Annotated in this window: 12 protein-coding genes; 3 read left to right on the plus strand and 9 right to left on the minus strand. The window is 56.6% G+C overall.

The features are described from left to right. Positions 1-85 precede the first annotated feature (85 nt). The 3 genes from ACTRXA_RS00260 to ACTRXA_RS00270 form a co-directional block, all read right to left on the minus strand. A complete protein-coding gene (locus ACTRXA_RS00260; RefSeq protein WP_442425202.1) occupies positions 86-1,645 on the minus strand; it encodes a 2-isopropylmalate synthase in 1,560 nt (519 codons plus the stop codon). 120 nt (positions 1,646-1,765) lie between these two features. Beyond that, positions 1,766-3,094, minus strand: coding sequence for a carbohydrate porin (locus tag ACTRXA_RS00265; protein ID WP_442425203.1), 1,329 nt, complete (start codon positions 3,092-3,094; stop codon positions 1,766-1,768). A 258-nt stretch (positions 3,095-3,352) separates the two neighbouring features. Further along, positions 3,353-4,006, minus strand: coding sequence for a CBS and ACT domain-containing protein (locus tag ACTRXA_RS00270; RefSeq protein WP_442425204.1), 654 nt, complete (start codon positions 4,004-4,006; stop codon positions 3,353-3,355). A gap of 511 nt (positions 4,007-4,517) precedes the next feature. On the opposite strand from ACTRXA_RS00270, the gene gltB reads away from it, so the two are divergent. From gltB to ACTRXA_RS00285, 3 genes are all read left to right on the plus strand, one after another. Further along, the gene (gene gltB, locus ACTRXA_RS00275; RefSeq protein WP_442425205.1) at positions 4,518-9,056 is read left to right on the plus strand and encodes a glutamate synthase large subunit; all 4,539 of its coding nucleotides are present in this window, start codon (positions 4,518-4,520) and stop codon (positions 9,054-9,056) included. After that, positions 9,057-10,526 carry a glutamate synthase subunit beta gene (locus ACTRXA_RS00280; RefSeq protein ID WP_442425206.1) on the plus strand — a complete coding sequence of 490 codons (1,470 nt, stop codon included), beginning with the start codon at positions 9,057-9,059 and terminating at the stop codon, positions 10,524-10,526. A gap of 174 nt (positions 10,527-10,700) precedes the next feature. Further along, a complete protein-coding gene (locus ACTRXA_RS00285; protein WP_442425207.1) occupies positions 10,701-10,901 on the plus strand; it encodes a hypothetical protein in 201 nt (66 codons plus the stop codon). 55 nt (positions 10,902-10,956) lie between these two features. Here ACTRXA_RS00285 and ACTRXA_RS00290 read toward each other — a convergent pair whose 3' ends face one another. The 6 genes from ACTRXA_RS00290 to pyrE all read right to left on the minus strand — a co-directional run bounded on the left by ACTRXA_RS00290 (position 10,957) and on the right by pyrE (position 17,516). Continuing rightward, positions 10,957-11,559 carry a response regulator gene (locus ACTRXA_RS00290; protein ID WP_442425208.1) on the minus strand — a complete coding sequence of 201 codons (603 nt, stop codon included), beginning with the start codon at positions 11,557-11,559 and terminating at the stop codon, positions 10,957-10,959. 229 nt (positions 11,560-11,788) lie between these two features. After that, on the minus strand, positions 11,789-12,868 hold the full coding sequence (gene dnaJ / locus ACTRXA_RS00295) for a molecular chaperone DnaJ (RefSeq protein WP_442425209.1): 1,080 nt from the start codon (positions 12,866-12,868) through the stop codon (positions 11,789-11,791). Positions 12,869-12,876: 8 nt separating this feature from the next. Then, positions 12,877-13,491, minus strand: a complete 615-nt coding sequence (locus ACTRXA_RS00300) for a nucleotide exchange factor GrpE (RefSeq protein ID WP_442425210.1) — start codon at positions 13,489-13,491, stop codon at positions 12,877-12,879. Positions 13,492-13,656: 165 nt separating this feature from the next. Further along, entirely contained in the window at positions 13,657-15,585 is a 1,929-nt protein-coding gene (gene dnaK / locus ACTRXA_RS00305) for a molecular chaperone DnaK (RefSeq protein ID WP_442425211.1), read from the minus strand. Positions 15,586-15,897: 312 nt separating this feature from the next. After that, positions 15,898-16,611: a carbon monoxide dehydrogenase beta subunit family protein gene (locus tag ACTRXA_RS00310; RefSeq protein WP_442425212.1), complete on the minus strand. Its 714-nt coding sequence runs from the start codon at positions 16,609-16,611 to the stop codon at positions 15,898-15,900. Between the two features lie 263 nt (positions 16,612-16,874). Continuing rightward, the gene (gene pyrE / locus ACTRXA_RS00315; RefSeq protein WP_442425213.1) at positions 16,875-17,516 is read right to left on the minus strand and encodes an orotate phosphoribosyltransferase; all 642 of its coding nucleotides are present in this window, start codon (positions 17,514-17,516) and stop codon (positions 16,875-16,877) included. Positions 17,517-17,524 lie beyond the last annotated feature (8 nt).

The following is a 17,524-nucleotide window of genomic DNA, read 5'->3' on the forward strand; positions in this document are numbered from 1 at the left end:
GCAAAAAGGAATCCCCATACCCGGCGGGGTGCCGCCCGGCATGGGGATTCGGTTCTGCATCGGTTTCAATACAACAGCCTGCCTGTCACGGACCCTGGATTTCGTTGCCGTCCACGGGACCGCTCTTGCTTTTCAGCAGGAGTTTGTTGATGGCGTTGACGTAGGCGACGCCGCTGGCCTCGACGGTGTTGACGCCGGTGCCCTTGCCCAGCACCTCGCGGTTTTCGCTGAGCACACGGACCGACACCTCGCCCTGTGCGTCCTTGCCTTTGGTCTTTGACATCACCTGGTAGTCGAGCAGTTTGCAGGTGAGCCCGGTGATCTTGTCCATCGCGTTGTAGATGGCATCGATCGGCCCGTCGCCCTGCGCGGTGGCGGTGTGCGTCTGGCCGTCACGGCTTTTGAGCTGAACCGTCGCCTCCGGCATGACGCCCGTCTCGAAACCGCACTGGATTTTCTCCAGCACGTACGTGTTCAGGCTGTCGTCGGTGGTCACCTGTTTCTGGATGACGGCGAGGATGTCTTCGTCATAAACATCCTTCTTCTCGTCAGCCAGCATCTTGAACTCGGCGAACACGCGGTCCATCTCCTCGACGGTCAGCTTGTAGCCCATGCTCTCGATTTTCTTGTTGAGCGCATTGCGTCCGGAGTGCTTGCCTAGAACCAACTCCGCACTGTCGAGCCCGATGTCACGCGGGTCCATGATCTCGTAGGTGTCCTTCTTCTTCAGGTAGCCGTCCTGGTGCACGCCGGATTCGTGGGCGAAGGCGTTCTTGCCGACAATGGCCTTGTTGCGCTGCACAAAGAATCCGGTGAGACTGCTGACCAGCCGGCTGCACGCCATGATGTGTTTCGTATCGATGCGCGTGTCGTAGCTGAAGAAGTCCTTGCGCGTTTTGAGGGCCATGACGATCTCTTCCATCGCCGCGTTACCGGCGCGCTCGCCGATGCCGTTGACGGTGCACTCCACCTGCCGCGCCCCGGCTTTCACCGCCGCCAGCGAGTTGGCCACGGCCATGCCGAGGTCGTTGTGGCAGTGCACGCTGATGACGGCGTCGTCGATGTTGGGCACGTTCTCCTTGAGCGAGCGGATGAGTGCGCCGAACTGCTCCGGCACCGAATAGCCCACCGTATCGGGGATGTTCACCGTCTTCGCTCCGGCGGCGATCACCGCTTCCACCACCTCGGCGAGGAAGTCCGGTTCCGTGCGCGAGGCGTCTTCCGGCGAAAACTCGATGTCGTCGCAAAACTTCCTGCCGAATTCAATGGCGTCGGTGGCCATCTTGATGATCTGCCCCTTGTCCATGTTCAGCTTGTGGTCACGGTGCAACTTGGACGTGGACAGGAAGATGTGGATGCGCGGCGACTCCGCTTTTTCCAGCGCACGGGCGCAGGCTTCCACGTCCTTGTTCAGGGCGCGGGCGAGTCCCGCCACCGACGAACCGCGGATTTCGTTGGCGATCTGCCTGACCGACTCGAAGTCCCCGGGAGAAGCAACCGGAAACCCCGCTTCGATCACATCGACTTTCAGTAGAGACAGCTGCCGGGCGATTTCCAGTTTTTCCTTGTTGTTCATACTGGCGCCGGGACATTGTTCCCCGTCTCTTAATGTCGTGTCGAATATGATGATACGTTCCGGTTGCATGATCTTTCTCTTTTGTTAAAGGATTGTTAAATAAATCACGTTCCATTGTAACGCAATTCCGGGCGGATGCGAGAGGGTGCGGGCGTTTTTTGCCCGGGATTGTGCGGAAAACGGGGCTGGCTAGAAGTTGAGGCCGAAGCGGAAGCCCACCGAAAGCGTGTTCACCGCTCCCGCCCGGGCCACGGGATTGAATACGTACTGCACGTCCGGTTGAAGGAACATGCCCGGCCGCAAGCGGATTCTGTAGGTGGCCTCGACCAGCACCTCGGGATCGTCGATGGTGATGCCCGCCGCCCGCTGCTGTTGTTTGTATTTGTCGCCGAAAAACAGGTAGGAGACGGCGATGCCCGCCTTGTCTCTGTTCCGGCCTGGAATGAGGCCGGTGTATTCCAGCCCGGCGTCGAAGTAGGTGGAGAGCGCATTGACGTCCTGGTCGGAAAACCCGAGGCGGGCGAAGCCACGCAGCCCCTGTCTGGAGCGTGGGTATTCGAGAAAAAAGGTGCCTTCGGCAAACAGGTAAATACCCTGCGTATCGGAATGTTGCCGGGGAGCCCCGGCGGAGTCCTGCTCCACCAGGTCCGGAAACCGCTTCGTGTACCACCAGCTGCCGATCCCGGCCTTGTTGAGGCCCAGGCGGGGCCGGTCCGACTCGTATCCCACTTCGTTCATGAACAGAACCCCCTCGTCATCCGCGTCCAGGATCACCTGCGTGCCGCGGGGATTCTGCGGGTCTCCCGGCACCCCATCCAGCACAGCACCTTTGTAGTACCAGTTGGGGGTGGGTTCGATCCTGAGACGCATGCCCAGAGTGGTGAGGGGGTAGGTCGGCACACCGGCAATGCCGGATTCGGTGAGGTCCACGCCGGTGCCGAAGGCGCCGTTCAGGAACAACTGGGCGGATTCGCGGTAGTCGAACTCGTTGGCGATGTCATAGATGCCGACCAGGATGGCCATCCGCCGGTCGAAAAAATGCTGGTCGTACCAGGCCTGCATGAGAAGCAGGTTGGGGCGGCCTTCAATATTACTCAGGTCGTGGACAGAACCGATAAATGATTGGAACCGGTTACCATGAAGAAGTGTGGTGTAAAAGAAAAAATGGCCGTCGGGTCCGTCGAACAATTGTTGTAAATTGACATGCAATTCGAAGTCCGCGTAACCGAAATAACGGGTCTGGCTGCTTCGGTGGCGTCGGTCCATGTGGAACAGTTCGCCCATGTATCCGCCGCGGAAATAAATGCCGCGGTCGAGGAGTTCGGTGCGGAGTCCGCTCCAGTTGCCGGTGATGGTTTCCCTGCGGAGGGTGATGTTGCCGTGGCGGTCGAGTCCGTCGAGATCCTGGGCGGCCAGGAGGGATGGATAAAGAGTGCCGGACAGAACGAAAGCCAGTAGTGCCAGCAATCCGGCCTGGCACAACCCATTTCGGTCCACCACAAAGGAAACCAAGCGCACAGGTTTTTTTCCGATTTGAAAGTCAAAAAGAGTCAGGGAAGCATCCATTTCAGCCAGGTTCCCGATTTCATTTCCCCCTTCCGGAAACCCGGCAAAAGCCTACAGGGATATTTTACTCCGAATTGGTAAATTGGATTCGGCTTTTTGAGAAAAATATGCTGGGAATCCGGTCGATGCGGGGCCGGATCCGGTGACCTGGTTTTCTCTGGTGAGAGAGGGGCACGACGGCAAAGGCAGGAGTTGGACGTCTCGCGCCGTTCAATCCATTGAACTGATCACGTGGAAACCTGCTTTTTCGATTTTACCGACGACGTTTTTCGTTTCACACAGGTCGAGGCGGAAAAAATAGACCTGCTGGGTCGGGTCCTTCAGGTAGGGCGCCATGCCGACGCTGATGATGTTCAACCCCTCCTTGTTGATGATGCTGGACACCTTTTCAAAATTGTCCGGGTTTTTGCCCATCACCACGTCAATGCGCGAACTGGAATGAAGGATGCCCATGAGGTCGACGAAAATGCCAAGCATGTCCATGATGGTGATGATGCCGACCAGCTTGTTGCGCTTGATGACAGGGAGGGCGCCGATCTTGTTTTTATAGATCATGAGGGCGGCATCCTCGATGTGGGTTTCGGGTACCACCACCAGGGGGTGACGGGTCATGTAGTCGTTGACCTTCATTTTGCCGGGATTGTTGATCTCGAGCTTGCCCGAATTGCCTTTGCGGGCATTTCTCCCCTGGCCGATGAAGGCGCCGCGGATGTCGCTTTCGGTGATGATGCCGAGAAGCTCTCCCTTGTCCACGACCGGCAAATGGCGAATGGCATGGGTCACCATCAGATCCTGCGCTTTCTTAAGGGAATCGGACTTTTTTACCGTGTGGAGTTTCTTGGACATCACTTCGCCGACAATCATATGCGTCCTCTAGGTAATCGGTTTATGAGGGGGAAACTACCGTCCGATATTCATCCGGCACGGTCAGAACTAAATGGAATGATTTGCGGGCCGGGAGTACAATAAGCCGGAAGGCCACCTGCCGGACAGCACCTCTCTCCTTCATTATTACCAGAAGCGGTTCACAAAATACACGTCAAATGCAGGGTTTCCGGCGGGCTTCGAATTGCAGTTGGAGACCTTTAAAGAATCCGGAGAGGGGTCATTTTTCAGTTGATTTTAGGAATTCACTTGTACTTAAATAAAAGGTTCCACAGACAAGAAAGGGCTGGCACCCCCACAGTTCTTCTTACACGAGTGTTGTATTTTTACACCATTCTATGTCTAAAATGGAATCTTAATTGGGCGCCAAGTTGAAAGTAATTGATTTTACAGCTACTATGTGAAATGGCACAGGCTTTGCTCCCATTGCTCTGAGTTGCTTAACAGCCAGCCTTGCAAACTCAGATAAAAAACCCAATCAAAGTTATTTATGAAAATTCAACGATTACCCAAACGGCAGGGTTTGTACGACCCGCGATTTGAAAGAGAAAACTGTGGGGTGGGCTTCATTGCCAACCTGAAGGGGGAGAAGTCTCACGAACTCATCCAGCAGTCGCTGGAACTTCTGAACCGTTTGGAGCACCGCGGGGCGGTGGGTGCTGATCCGCTCACCGGCGATGGTGCGGGGATCCTGATCCAGATACCACACGATTATTATAAGGAAGAGTGTGCAAAGGTTGGCATCACCCTGCCCTCCGAAGGGAAATACGGTACGGGGCTGGTATTCCTTCCGCGGGACGACCGGGCGGAAAGCCTGATGCAGATTTTCGACCAGGTCACGAAAGAAGAAGGTCTTGAGATGCTGGGCTGGCGCAAGGTGCCGGTGGACAACACTCAGATTGGCACCGTGGCGGCGGAAGTGGAGCCGGACATCCGCCAGATTTTCATCGGGGCGGGCAGCATCGAAGACCGGGACGCTTTTGAGCGCAAACTTTATATCGTGCGCAAGCAGGCCGGACGTGCCATCCGCGCCTCCGGTCTCGCGGAGCTGTACGAGTCTTATTACATTTGCAGTCTTTCCAGCAAAACCATCGTTTACAAAGGCCAGTTGATGGCCCCGCAGGTGGGCCGTTACTACCTCGATGTCAGCGATCCGCGCATGACGTCCGCGCTGTCCCTGGTTCATTCGCGCTACAGCACCAACACCTTTCCGTCCTGGGGGCGCGCCCAGCCGATGCGCATGGTCGCGCACAACGGCGAGATCAACACCGTGCAGGGCAACAAGAACTGGATGTCAGCGCGCGAAGCCATGTTCGAAAGCAACCTGTTCGACGACTCGGAAAAACTGATTCCGGTCATTCCGCCGGGCGGTAGCGATACCGCCGACTTCGACCAGGCGCTGGAACTTCTGGTGATGACCGGACGGTCGCTTCCCCACGCGGTCATGATGATGATTCCCGAACCGTGGAGCGGCCACGAAACGATGGATGACGAGAAGCGCGCTTTCTTTGAATATCATGCGTCGATGATGGAGCCGTGGGACGGTCCGGCGTCGATCACCTTCACCGACGGCGATGTGGTCGGCGCGGTGCTCGACCGTAACGGTCTTCGCCCGTCGCGTTACGTGGTCACCACCGACGACCGCGTCATCATGGCCTCGGAAGTGGGAGCGCTGCCGCTGGACGAATCGACCATTAAGTCAAAAGGGCGCCTACAGCCGGGCCGCATGTTTTTTGTCGATCTCAAGGCCGGAAGGATTTGTTCCGACGAGGAGATCAAACGGCCTTTGGCCCAGGCGCATCCTTATCAGCAGTGGGTGCAGGAGAACCAGATCAACATCGAAAACCTGCCCGTGCCCAACGGTTATGTCGAACCGAAGATCGAGGACCCGCTGGTCCAGCAGATCGCATTCGGTTACACCGCCGAAGACATGAAAGTCGTGCTGGCCCCGATGGTCGGCACCGGCCTTGAAGCCGTGGGCTCCATGGGCAATGACACGCCGCTTGCCGTGCGTTCGGAACGGCCGCAACTTCTGTTCAATTACTTCAAGCAACTGTTTGCACAGGTCACCAATCCGGCAATCGATTCCATCCGCGAGGAACTGGTGATGTCCATGGAAGTCACGCTCGGCCGCGAGTACAACCTGCTGGAACCCGGTCCGGAAAACTGCCGCAAACTGCGCCTGAAACACCCGATCCTCAAGCCGGAGGAGTTTTACAAGATTCAAAACCTCAATCAGCAGGATTTGAAAACCGCCACGCTGTCCTTATTGTTCCCGGTGTCCGAAGGTGAAGACGGGCTGGAAAAGGCGGTGGAGAATCTGTGCGCAAAGGCTTCCGAAGCCATGGAGAACGGCGCGACCATCCTGATCCTGTCCGACCGGGGCGTCGATGAAAACCACGCGGCCATCCCGAGCTTGTTGGCGACTGGTGCGGTGCACCATCATTTGCTCCGCGAGAAAACGCGCACCCGGGTGGGCCTCGTGGTGGAAACCGCCGAGGCCCGGGAGATGCACCACTTTGCCCTGCTCATCGGTTACGGCGCAGGCGGCATCTATCCTTACCTCGCATACGAAACCGCAAAACAGGTGGTGCGGGAACAGGTGTATGTGAAAGACGTGGCCCCGGACAAGGCGATCGACAATTTCATCCTGTCCTGCAAAAAGGGCCTGTACAAGATCACCGCGAAGATGGGTATCTCCACCATCCAGAGTTATCGCGGCGCACAGATTTTCGAAGCGGTGGGTCTGCACGAGGACCTTGTCCACCGTTATTTCACCGGCACGCCGTCGCGTGTTGCCGGCATCAAGCTGAAGGACATTGCGCGCGAGGTACTGGCGCGCCACCGCAACGCGTACGAGCGGTCGAAGATCATCCGCCCGGCGCTGGACCTGGGTGGCTACTACCACTGGCGGCGCGGCGAAGAAGAACACATGATCAGCCCCGCGATGGTGGCGTTGATTCAGGAGGCGACCCGGTCCAACAATTATGAAAAATTCAAACAATTTTCCAAAGTGAGTGACGAACAGAACACGCGCAACTGCACCATCCGCGGCATGTTCAAGTTCAAGCCGACGCAGTCGATCCCGATCGACGAGGTGGAGCCGGTGGAGGCAATCACCCGCCGGTTCTGTACGGGCGCGATGTCGATCGGCTCGATTTCCCGAGAGGCGCATGAGACCCTGGCCATCGCCATGAACCGCCTTGGCGGAAAGAGCAACACGGGGGAGGGTGGTGAGGATCTGGTGCGCTACACGCCCGATGCGAACGGCGATTCCCGGCGCAGCAAGATCAAGCAGGTGGCATCGGGACGTTTCGGTGTGAATAGCAATTACCTGGCGAATGCCGATGAGTTGCAGATCAAGATCGCACAGGGCGCCAAGCCGGGTGAGGGAGGTCAGTTGCCCGGCCACAAGGTCAGCGAGTACATTGCCAAGATCCGGCATTCGACGCCGGGCGTGGGACTCATTTCGCCGCCGCCGCACCATGACATTTACTCCATCGAAGACCTGCAGCAGTTGATCTTCGATCTGCACAACTCCAACCCCAAGGCCGGCGTCAGTGTGAAGCTGGTGGCGGAGGCGGGTGTGGGCACGGTCGCCGCGGGCGTTTCCAAAGCACGCGCCGAAGGGGTGTTGATCGCCGGGCATGACGGCGGAACCGGAGCTTCTCCCCAGACGTCGATCAAACACGCCGGCTTGCCGTGGGAGCTGGGCCTGGCGGAAACCCAGCAGGTGCTGGTGCTCAACGACCTGCGCGGACGCATCCGGGTGCAGGTCGATGGCCAGTTGAAGACCGGGCGCGATGTGGTCATCGGTGCGCTGTTGGGCGCGGATGAATTCGGTTTCTCCACCGTACCCCTGGTGACCCTCGGCTGCATCATGATGCGAAAATGTCACCTGAACACTTGTTCGGTGGGTGTGGCGACGCAGGATCCGGAGTTGCGCAAAAAGTTTTCCGGCCAGGCCGATTACGTGGTCAACTTCTTCCGCTTCATTGCGCAGGAGGTGCGCGAACTGATGGCGCAGCTGGGATTCCGCAAACTGGACGATTTGATCGGCCGAACGGATCTGCTGGAAGTGGACACCTCCATTGACCATTGGAAGAGCCGCGAACTGGACTTTTCCCGCATCCTTTACCGCGCGGAAGGAGGCGAGGGCGTGGCCACGCGCAACGTCACCACCCAGGATCTGAGTGGCGACATCGGGGACAACTGCCTTGACCGAAAACTGATCGCCGAATGTGCCGGAGCCATCGAACACAAGAAACCGATTCGCCTCAAACACACCATCGGTAATGTGGACCGTGCCACCGGTGCCATGCTGAGTTACGAAATTTCCAAACGCTACAGTGAGGCAGGCCTTCCTGACGAAACCATTCATATCGATTTCAAGGGGTCGGCCGGGCAGAGTTTCGGCGCATTCCTGGCCAACGGCGTCACCTTCAACCTGAAGGGAGACACCAACGACTACGTGGGTAAAGGGTTGTCCGGCGGCAGGATCATCGTCGCACCGGCGAAGGAGTCGCCGATTGTCGCAGAAAAGAACATCCTCATCGGCAACGTGGTGCTGTACGGCGCCATATCCGGCAAGGCGTATTTCCGTGGCATAGCGGGCGAACGCTTCGCCGTGCGCAACAGCGGCGCGGATGCAGTGGTGGAAGGCGTTGGAGACCATGGTTGTGAATACATGACCGGCGGAAACGTGGTGGTGCTTGGCAAGGCCGGACGCAACTTCGCCGCAGGCATGAGCGGTGGCATCGCGTACGTGCTGGACGAGGACGGATCGTTCCCTATCCACTGCAACCAGGAACTGGTGGATCTGGTCGCTTTTGAAGAGGACGAGGACCTTGACCTGGTGCAGACCCTGATCCGCGAACACCTGGAGTACACGGGAAGCGCGGTGGCAAAACGCGTCCTCGACAACTGGGAAAAGATGATCTCGAAATTCATCAAGGTCTACCCGCGCGATTACCGCCGCGTGGTGGAAGAACGAAAACGGAAACAGGCAATGTTGGAAGAGGTGGCATAAATGGGTGCGCTCAAAGGCTTCATGGAAATCAATCGCGAAACGCCGAAGGCGCGTCCGGTTCCCGAACGGCTCAAGGACCAGAAGGAAATCTACGAACCGTTTCCGCTGGAAAAGTACCGCGAGCAGGGAGCGCGGTGCATGGACTGTGGAGTCCCGTTCTGCCAGAGCAACACGGGTTGTCCCCTGGGTAACGCCATCCCGGACTGGAACGACATGGTGTACCGCGATCGCTGGGAAGAGGCGGTGGCGCTACTCACCAAGACCAACAACTTTCCCGAATTCACCGGCCGCATCTGCCCCGCGCCGTGCGAAGGGGCGTGTGTCCTGGGCATCAACGAACCTGCGGTGACCATCCGCAATATCGAGGAGATCATCGCCGAAAAGGGTTTTGAGCAAGGGTATATCGCCCCCAACCCGCCGAAGCAGCGTACCGGCAAGAAGGTGGCGATCGTCGGGTCCGGACCCGCGGGTCTCGCCGCCGCCGATCAATTGAACCACGCCGGGCACGAGGTGACGGTGTTTGAGAAAGCCGACCGCATCGGCGGCCTCCTCATGTATGGCATTCCGCATTTCAAGATGGAGAAAACGGTTCTGCACCGGCGGCTGGAGTTGATGGAAAAGGAAGGCGTGATCTTCAAAACCAACGCGCACATCGGCAGGGACATTCCCGCCAAAAAAATGGTTGAGGACTTCGATTCGGTCATCCTGTGTTGTGGCTCTGAAAAACCGCGGGACCTGCCGGTGGAGGGGCGGGACCTGGACGGCGTCCACTTTGCGATGGACTTCCTGCCTCAGCAGAACAAACGCAATGAAGGGGACACGGTTCCGGAGGACATTGCCATCACCGCGAAGGACAAGAATGTGCTGATCATCGGTGGCGGCGATACCGGTTCCGACTGCCTCGGTACGTCGCTTCGCCAGGGCGCGAAGAAGGTTCATCAATTCGAACTTTTGAGCGAACCTCCTCTCGAGCGCGCGACCAATAACCCTTGGCCGCAATGGCCGATGACCCTGCGCCTCAGTTCTTCACATGAGGAAGCGGGCGGCAAGATTACCGACTACAGCATCCTGACCAAAAAGTTCACCGGCGAGAACGGCAAACTCAAAAAGGTGCATGCCGTGAAAATCCGCTTCGGTGACCCCGACCCCGAAACTGGACGGCGCCCGATGGAAGAGATTCCCGGATCCGAGTTCACGCTGGATGTCGATCTCGTTCTGCTGGCGATGGGTTTTGTGCACCCGGTGCACGAAGGGCTGGTGAAGGAACTGGGGTTGGAGCTGGATGCGCGCGGCAACGTGGCCTGCGACAAAAACAAGATGACCAACGTTCCCGGTGTGTTCGTGGCCGGAGACATGGCCCGCGGACAGTCGCTGGTGGTATGGGCGATTGCCGAAGGGCGCGAAGCGGCGCGTGGTGTGGACCAGCATTTGATGGGCTTTACTTTCCTGCCCCACAGCGAACACATGTGATTCTCTGCGGCCGCCCGGCCGTATCGTTTTTCCTAAGCGATTACCCTTTTTTAATCTCCAAGAAGATATCAAGCCCATTGTTTATATGGGCTTGCGCCTGCCCGTCGGTTTGTTATCATGGAATAACACAACGTAAACAAGGGAACGCCCCGGGCGTGGGAAGGAGGAAGACAGATGGAGACCGTTTTGATTCAGCGGCAGGCACGCGAACCGTTCAAATTCCCAAAGCAGAGTGTGGTGCGTGCGGTGAAAAGCGGCGAGTTGTACGGTGACGACAAAATTTCAGCGGACGGCAAATCATGGATCCGTCTCGATGAACACAAGCAGTTGAAGAGTTTTTTTTACAGACAATCGGAACAGGTACAACTTTCCTGAAGGAAGAGCAGGCCACCCACCCTTTACCGCCAGGCCCGGAGCACCTTCGGTTCATTCAGTTGGACGACAGGATCAGTTCCACCCGTTTGTGGATGTTCAGTTTCTTGAACGCCTTCTTTAGGTGAAATTTAACGGTGAACACGCTGATTTTAAGAACCTGTGCGATTTCCTCGTCGTTATAACCCTGGCTGGCCAGACTGGCCACTTCCCGTTGACGTTTGGTGAGGCCGACTTTCTCCAACTGCAGATTTTGACTGTATGCGGGTTTGCGATTTTTGAGAGTCCGCCTGGGAAGCAACTTATCAAGGCAATTGTTGATTTTGGAAAGAAGCTCGTCACGCTTCACGGGTTTGAGGATGTAATCCTGCACTTTCAATTTCAACGCATCGATGGCCGACTCCAGGGTGCCGTGCCCTGTTAAAATCATGACCGGTGCATTCGGTTGCAATTTTTTAATTTCCTGGGAAACCTGAATGCCGTTCATGCCCTCCATGATCAAGTCTACAATCACTAAATCCGGGTGCTGGGACTTGAACTGCTCCAGTCCTTCCTCGCCATTGACCGCTGTGGTGACGTGAAAGCCTTCTTCTTCAAGGTCGTCACTCAGGGTTTTGCGCAGTATTTCTTCATCGTCGATGAGAAGGATAGAGTGGTCCATGATGAGTCTCCTCCATCGAGATTAATAAGGGCTCGTTTAAAAGCCTGAAATGCGGCGGGACGCCTCGAACGTCTCGCTTCTTATAAAAATATACATAGATGGACTGGACCACAAGAAAAATCGGGGGGAACCCATAATTATGGGGTGAAATCCGGCAAAAAAGGGGAAAAGGAAACCGTTTTCCACCATTTTAGGGTAATCAATCTGGAACTCGGAATTTAGGAACCGCTCAAAGCCCCAGCTTTTCGAAGAACCCTTTTATTTTTTCCTTCACCGGTTTGCCGTCGATTTCCGCCAGTTCCTGAAACAGTTCTTTCTGCCGCTTGTTGAGCTTTTTCGGCACTTCGACGAAGAACTGTATGATCTGGTCGCCGTGCCCCGGTCCCCGGAGGTTGGGGATGCCTCCACCATGAATGCGATAGGTTTCTCCGGACTGGGTGCCGGCAGGAACATTGATCACCTTGGTTCCCCCATCGAGCGTTGGAACTTCGATGTCGGCGCCCAATGCGGCCTGGGAGACGGAGAGGTTGAGCCGGCAAAGGATGTTTTGGCCGTCGCGGTGGAAGAATTCGTGCGGCTTGACGTGTACGAATACGTAGAGGTCGCCGGGAGGCAGGCCGGGTCCCGCTTCGCCTTCACCCCGAAGGCGTAACCGGGAACCGTGGTCCACACCACCGGGAATGTTGACGGAGATGGATTTCTTGTCCACCACCACGCCTTCGCCGCGGCAGTTGGAGCAGGGGTCGCGGACGATTTCGCCGGCCCCGTGACATTGTGGGCAGGGCGTGGACAGGCTGAAGAATCCCTGTGACCGTACCACCTGCCCGGTGCCGTGACAGGTATTGCACCGCTCGGGGGTGGTGCCCGGTTTGCAACGGGATCCCTTGCAGGTCTGGCAGATCACGTGCTTGCGCACGTCGATTTCCTTTTGCACGCCGAAGGCCGCTTCCTCGAAAGTGATGGTGGCGTCGGCACGCAGGTCGTTGCCGGTGCGCTGCCGGCCCCCGCCGAAGAAGTCTCCGAAGATGTCGCCGAACGTCGAAAAGATGTCTTCGAATCCGCTGAACCCGCCGAAGCCCTGGCCCTTCAGACCCTCGTGGCCGAATTGATCGTAAACACGACGCTTCTCCGCATCGCGGAGCACCTCGTAGGCCTCTGAGGCCTCCTTGAATTTCTCTTCAGCTTCCTTGTCTCCGGGATTCTTATCCGGATGGTACTTGAGCGCCATCTGGCGGTAAGCTTTTTTCAGTTCGGCTTCGGACGCTTCGCGTGAAACCTCGAGGACCTCGTAATAATCGCGTTTAACCATGAGCACCTTCAGTTTTTGAGTTTGGCCACTTTCACTTTTACGGGTTTCAGCAACTTTTCCTGGAACCGGTAACCGGGTTCCAATTCTTCCACCACCATTCCATCCTGCTCCGGATCGTCGGTGTCCACGGTCATGCACACCTCGTCGGTGTTGGGATCGAGCTTGCGTCCGACTGCGGGAATGGTTTCGATTCCCTGCTGGGCGAGTTCATTTTCAAACTGGGAGAGTATGAGGTGGATGCCCTGCTTGAAGCTTTCGAAGTCGCCGGTGGACTGCGCCGCGCTGGACGCGCGTTTCAGGTTGTCCAAAATCGGGATAAGTTGTTTGAACAGTCCGGCCTTGAGTTGAGCGAGCCGGCTTTCATTTTCTTTTTGCAGGCGCTGACGGAACTCATCGTTCTCCGCACTTTTGTTTTTGTAGGCGGCAATGTATTCCTTCAGCTTCTGGTCTTTTTCCTCGGCTTCCTTGCGGAGCTGTTCCACGTAAGTGGGGAGGCGTTCTTTTCGGGATTCTTCCTCCTCGATGGCTTCTTCTTCCAGCGCCCAATGGCGTCGGTCGCTGACTTGGAATTTGGGAGGAGGCTGGTCGCTGTAATCAGGCAGTTTGCTGTTTGAGTCGTTCATGGGCTTTCAAATCAAAAAACGGAAGGCGGGCACACTCCCAAAGGAGCCGCCCGCCGGTCCGGAAATTGATATTCGAGGATTTCCCTCCGACATCCCTGAAATGTAATGCACAGGGATTCCCCGCACCCCGGTCAAACCCGGGAGCGTGGGGGGAGGGAGTGTCCTTTATTTTTTGTTGCTGATGTCTTCGTACTCGGCGTCCACGACGTCATCCGCGGATTTGTCGGAACCGCCTCCGGATTGATCCTCACCGGACGGGCCGGAGTCATCGCCACCGCCTTCACCGCCTTCCGCAGACTGTTGCTGGTAAATCTGCTGGGCCAGTTTGTGCGAAGCCTGGGTCAGCGCTTCGGTTTGCTGTTTGATCTGCTCCAGATCGTCGCTTTCGATGGCGGTCTTGGCCTCGGCAATCGCGGACTCGGCTTCCTTGACGTCGTCTTCGGAGAGTTTTTCCTTGTTGTCGCGGATGGTTTTCTCCGTGTTGTACACCAGGGAATCCAGCTGGTTGCGGGCGTCGATCTTTTCGCGTCGCTCTTTGTCCGCCGTGGCGTTGGTTTCGGCGTCTTTCACCATGTTCTCGATATCCTGATCCGAGAGGCCGGTGTTGTCCGTGATGGTGATCTTCTGTTCCTTGCCGGTGCCTTTGTCCTTGGCTGAGACGTGCAGGATGCCGTTGGCGTCGATGTCGAAGGTGACCTCGATCTGCGGCACACCGCGCGGCGCGGCGGGGATGCCGTCCAGATGGAACTTGCCGAGCGAGCGGTTGTCCTTCGCCATTTCCCGTTCGCCCTGCAGAACGTTGATCTCCACACTCGGCTGGTTGTCCGACGCAGTGGAAAACGTCTCGCTCTTGCGGGTCGGGATCGTGGTGTTGCGGTCGATCAGGCGCGTGGTCACGCCGCCGAGAGTTTCGATTCCGAGAGACAGCGGAGTGACGTCGAGCAGAAGAATGTCTTTCACATCGCCGGACAAAACGCCCGCCTGCACGGCCGCACCCAGGGCAACCACTTCGTCCGGGTTCACGCCGCGATGCGGATCTTTCTTGAACAAATCCTTGACGATCTGCTGGGCGCGTGGAACGCGGGTGGAACCGCCCACAAGCACTGCTTCGTCGATCTTGCTGGCGTCGAGGCCCGCATCCTTGAGTGCGCTGACGCACGGCTTCTTGGTGCGCTCGAGCAGGTCATCGACCATGGACTCGAACTTGGCGCGGGACAGTTTGATGTTCAGGTGTTTCGGTCCCGTGGCGTCCGCGGTGATGAACGGCAGATTGATTTCGGTTTCGGATACCGAGGACAATTCCATCTTGGCTTTTTCAGCTGCTTCTTTGAGCCGCTGGAGAGCCATGTTGTCGTTGCTCAGATCAATGCCCTGGTCTTTTTTGAATTCCGCCACCAGCCAGTCAATGATGCGCTGGTCCAGGTTGTCGCCGCCCAGGTGCGTGTCGCCGTTGGTCGCTTTCACTTCCACGACGTTGTCGCCGACTTCGAGAATGGAGATATCGAACGTGCCGCCACCAAAGTCGTAAACGGCAATCATATGGTCTTTCTTTTTATCGAGACCGTAAGCCAGCGCGGAGGCGGTGGGCTCGTTGATGATGCGTTTGACTTCGAGTCCCGCAATTTTACCTGCGTCCTTGGTGGCCTGCCGCTGAGCGTCGTTGAAGTAGGCGGGGACGGTGATGACCGCCTCCGTAACCGTTTCACCGAGATAGGCTTCCGCAGACTTCTTGAGTTTTTGCAGGATCATGGCGGAGATTTCCGGCGGACTGTATTGTTTGCCCTGGACTTCGATGCGAACATCATTCTTCGGGCCCTTGACGACCTTGTAGGGCACCATTTTCATTTCCTCGGAAACTTCCGCGTAGGAACGGCCCATGAATCGCTTGACCGAGAAGATGGTGTTTTCCGGGTTGGCGATGGCCTGGCGTTTTGCAACCTGTCCCACCAGGATTTCGCCATCCTTGGTGAAAGCAACGACCGAAGGAGTGGTCTGGCTTCCTTCCTCGTTGACAATGACCTTGGGGTCATTGCCTTCCATCACGGCCACCACGGAGTTGGTGGTGCCCAAGTCGATTCCTATGATCTTACCCATGGGTGCAGTTCCTTTCCAATTGGCGTTATTTATTTCAACTTATTTTATATAAGGTTAAAGCGATTTTGAGAATTCCTCCCCGATGCTAGGTGTCTAATAAGATGGGGGTGGGGGGGAGTCAAGCCGGATGGCGATTTTTAAAGCATTTTTCCGGTTTGTGAAAGGTAATGAGTTGTTTTTAACCCTATAAAGAATAAACACTTAAGCTTTTTCTTCAAGCGGGTTGAGGGGGGCGGGGAGGAAGTAAAGGGCAATAAAAAAGGGCCCCGGAATCCGGGGCCCTTGATGTACGGTGGAAAAACAGCCTGGAACTTATTCCGTTTCCTGAATCCCGTCGTAAAGCTCGCCTTTGAACAGAACCGCGCTTTCCTTTTCTTCGGCTTTGTTCTTGGCTTTCATGGCGGCGATTTCTTCGAGCTCTTCCTTGCCTTCCGGGGTTTCCGCCCACGGGGTCAGCGACTGCCGCACGCGCTTGACGGTCTCGGTCATTTTGAGGATCACTTCCGAATCGGTATCGCGGATGGACAGCAACGCATCTTCGTGGCCGTCGTACGCGCACCAGGCCTGCGTATAGCAGGGGGTGTTGGCCCGAATCATCTTCAGGGTGATGTTTGCAAAATGGCAATGCACCCCGATGAGGACGCAAACGTGAATCTTGTTGTGCAGAACGGTCAGGTTGGGGTGACAGGGATTGATCACCGCTTCCGGATCGATTTTGGGATAAATGGGACGGTAGTCCGGCATGGGAATGATGTTCATTCCAGGAACTTCCTTGACGAAATTCAAAATCAGCTCCGCCTTGTGCCGGGCTTCTTCGTTCCAGCCCCAGATAATCTGCGGTCCGGGAAACAGGGTCGGGTTTCGCCGGGTCAGCAGCTTGACGGCCGCAGTCTCATAGACCTTATCTTCATCAACCGGTTCACCTTCCAGCAGTTGCTTGCGGGAACCTTTTTCCGGCTGGAAAATACCCATAGCGGCCGCAGAGGGCGGAAGCAGGCCTACAGGGCCCAACTCTAATTTTGGCATTCTGAATAACCTCCAAAAAACAAATATCTTATAGGGAATCCGTCTTTGGAACCTTACCAAAGAATTTTAGTTGTCTATTCAAATATTCTGCTACCGGGAAGTGGCAATTTTGGAGCAGAGGATGGTAAGACAAAAATAAATGAGCTTTAAATACTATTATCAAACACCTATCCTGTCAATCCTAAATTCCGGCCCGGAATTTAATTCTTGCGGGAGCCTCGCAAGTATATGTTATTAAATGGATTTTTTTCGATTTTGAGTCTTCAGCGTTTGTTTTGGGCGGCCCATTCAAAAGGGTTCTCATACCAGGCTTCCAGAAGCGCTTTCTGGCCGGCGTCGATTCGCCCGTTTTCTTCCGCAAAAGCCACCAGGTCGGGAAAGGTGAGAAGGGTGTGGAGCTGGCAGTCGGCGGCCTCAAAGGCGGCCCGGGCCGACTCGAACCCGTAGCTGAATATGCACAGGCAGTGGGCCACCCGTGCGCCGGCGGCACGCAGCGCTTCCACCGCTTTCAATGCGCTGCCTCCGGTGGATACCAGGTCCTCGATCACCACCACTTCCTGGCCCGGCTCCAGGATGCCCTCGATCTGGTTTTGCAGTCCATGCCCTTTGCTGGAGGGGCGAACGTACACCAGAGGCAATTCCATCATGTTGGCCAGGGTTGTGGCATGCGGAATGCCCGCCGTGGCGGTTCCCGCAATGCAATCGACCGGGACCTGATCTCTCTCGATAATTTCCTGCATCGATTCCGCAATGAGAAACCGGTGCTTGGGTTCACCCAGGAGCAGGCGGTTGTCGTTGTAAACCGGCATGCGGTAGCCGGATGCCCAGGTGAAGGGTTCATCCGGATCGATGCGGATGGCACCGATGTCGAGCGCCACACGGGCGATGTTTTTCCAGTACTTCAAGGAACCGG

Source organism: Nitrospina sp. P1_D6 (genome assembly GCF_052156615.1).
In the GTDB taxonomy this organism is placed as follows: domain Bacteria; phylum Nitrospinota; class Nitrospinia; order Nitrospinales; family Nitrospinaceae; genus Nitrospina.

Coding starts and splice junctions, on each gene's coding strand:
- ACTRXA_RS00260 (WP_442425202.1), bottom strand. CDS start 1,645: ATGCAACCGGAACGTATCATCATATTCGACACGACATTAAGAGACGGG.
- ACTRXA_RS00270 (WP_442425204.1), bottom strand. CDS start 4,006: ATGATTGTCGGCGAAGTGATGTCCAAGAAACTCCACACGGTAAAAAAG.
- dnaK (WP_442425211.1), bottom strand. CDS start 15,585: ATGGGTAAGATCATAGGAATCGACTTGGGCACCACCAACTCCGTGGTG.
- dnaJ (WP_442425209.1), bottom strand. CDS start 12,868: ATGGTTAAACGCGATTATTACGAGGTCCTCGAGGTTTCACGCGAAGCG.
- ACTRXA_RS00280 (WP_442425206.1), top strand. CDS start 9,057: ATGGGTGCGCTCAAAGGCTTCATGGAAATCAATCGCGAAACGCCGAAG.
- ACTRXA_RS00290 (WP_442425208.1), bottom strand. CDS start 11,559: ATGGACCACTCTATCCTTCTCATCGACGATGAAGAAATACTGCGCAAA.
- ACTRXA_RS00285 (WP_442425207.1), top strand. CDS start 10,701: ATGGAGACCGTTTTGATTCAGCGGCAGGCACGCGAACCGTTCAAATTC.
- ACTRXA_RS00300 (WP_442425210.1), bottom strand. CDS start 13,491: ATGAACGACTCAAACAGCAAACTGCCTGATTACAGCGACCAGCCTCCT.
- ACTRXA_RS00310 (WP_442425212.1), bottom strand. CDS start 16,611: ATGCCAAAATTAGAGTTGGGCCCTGTAGGCCTGCTTCCGCCCTCTGCG.
- gltB (WP_442425205.1), top strand. CDS start 4,518: ATGAAAATTCAACGATTACCCAAACGGCAGGGTTTGTACGACCCGCGA.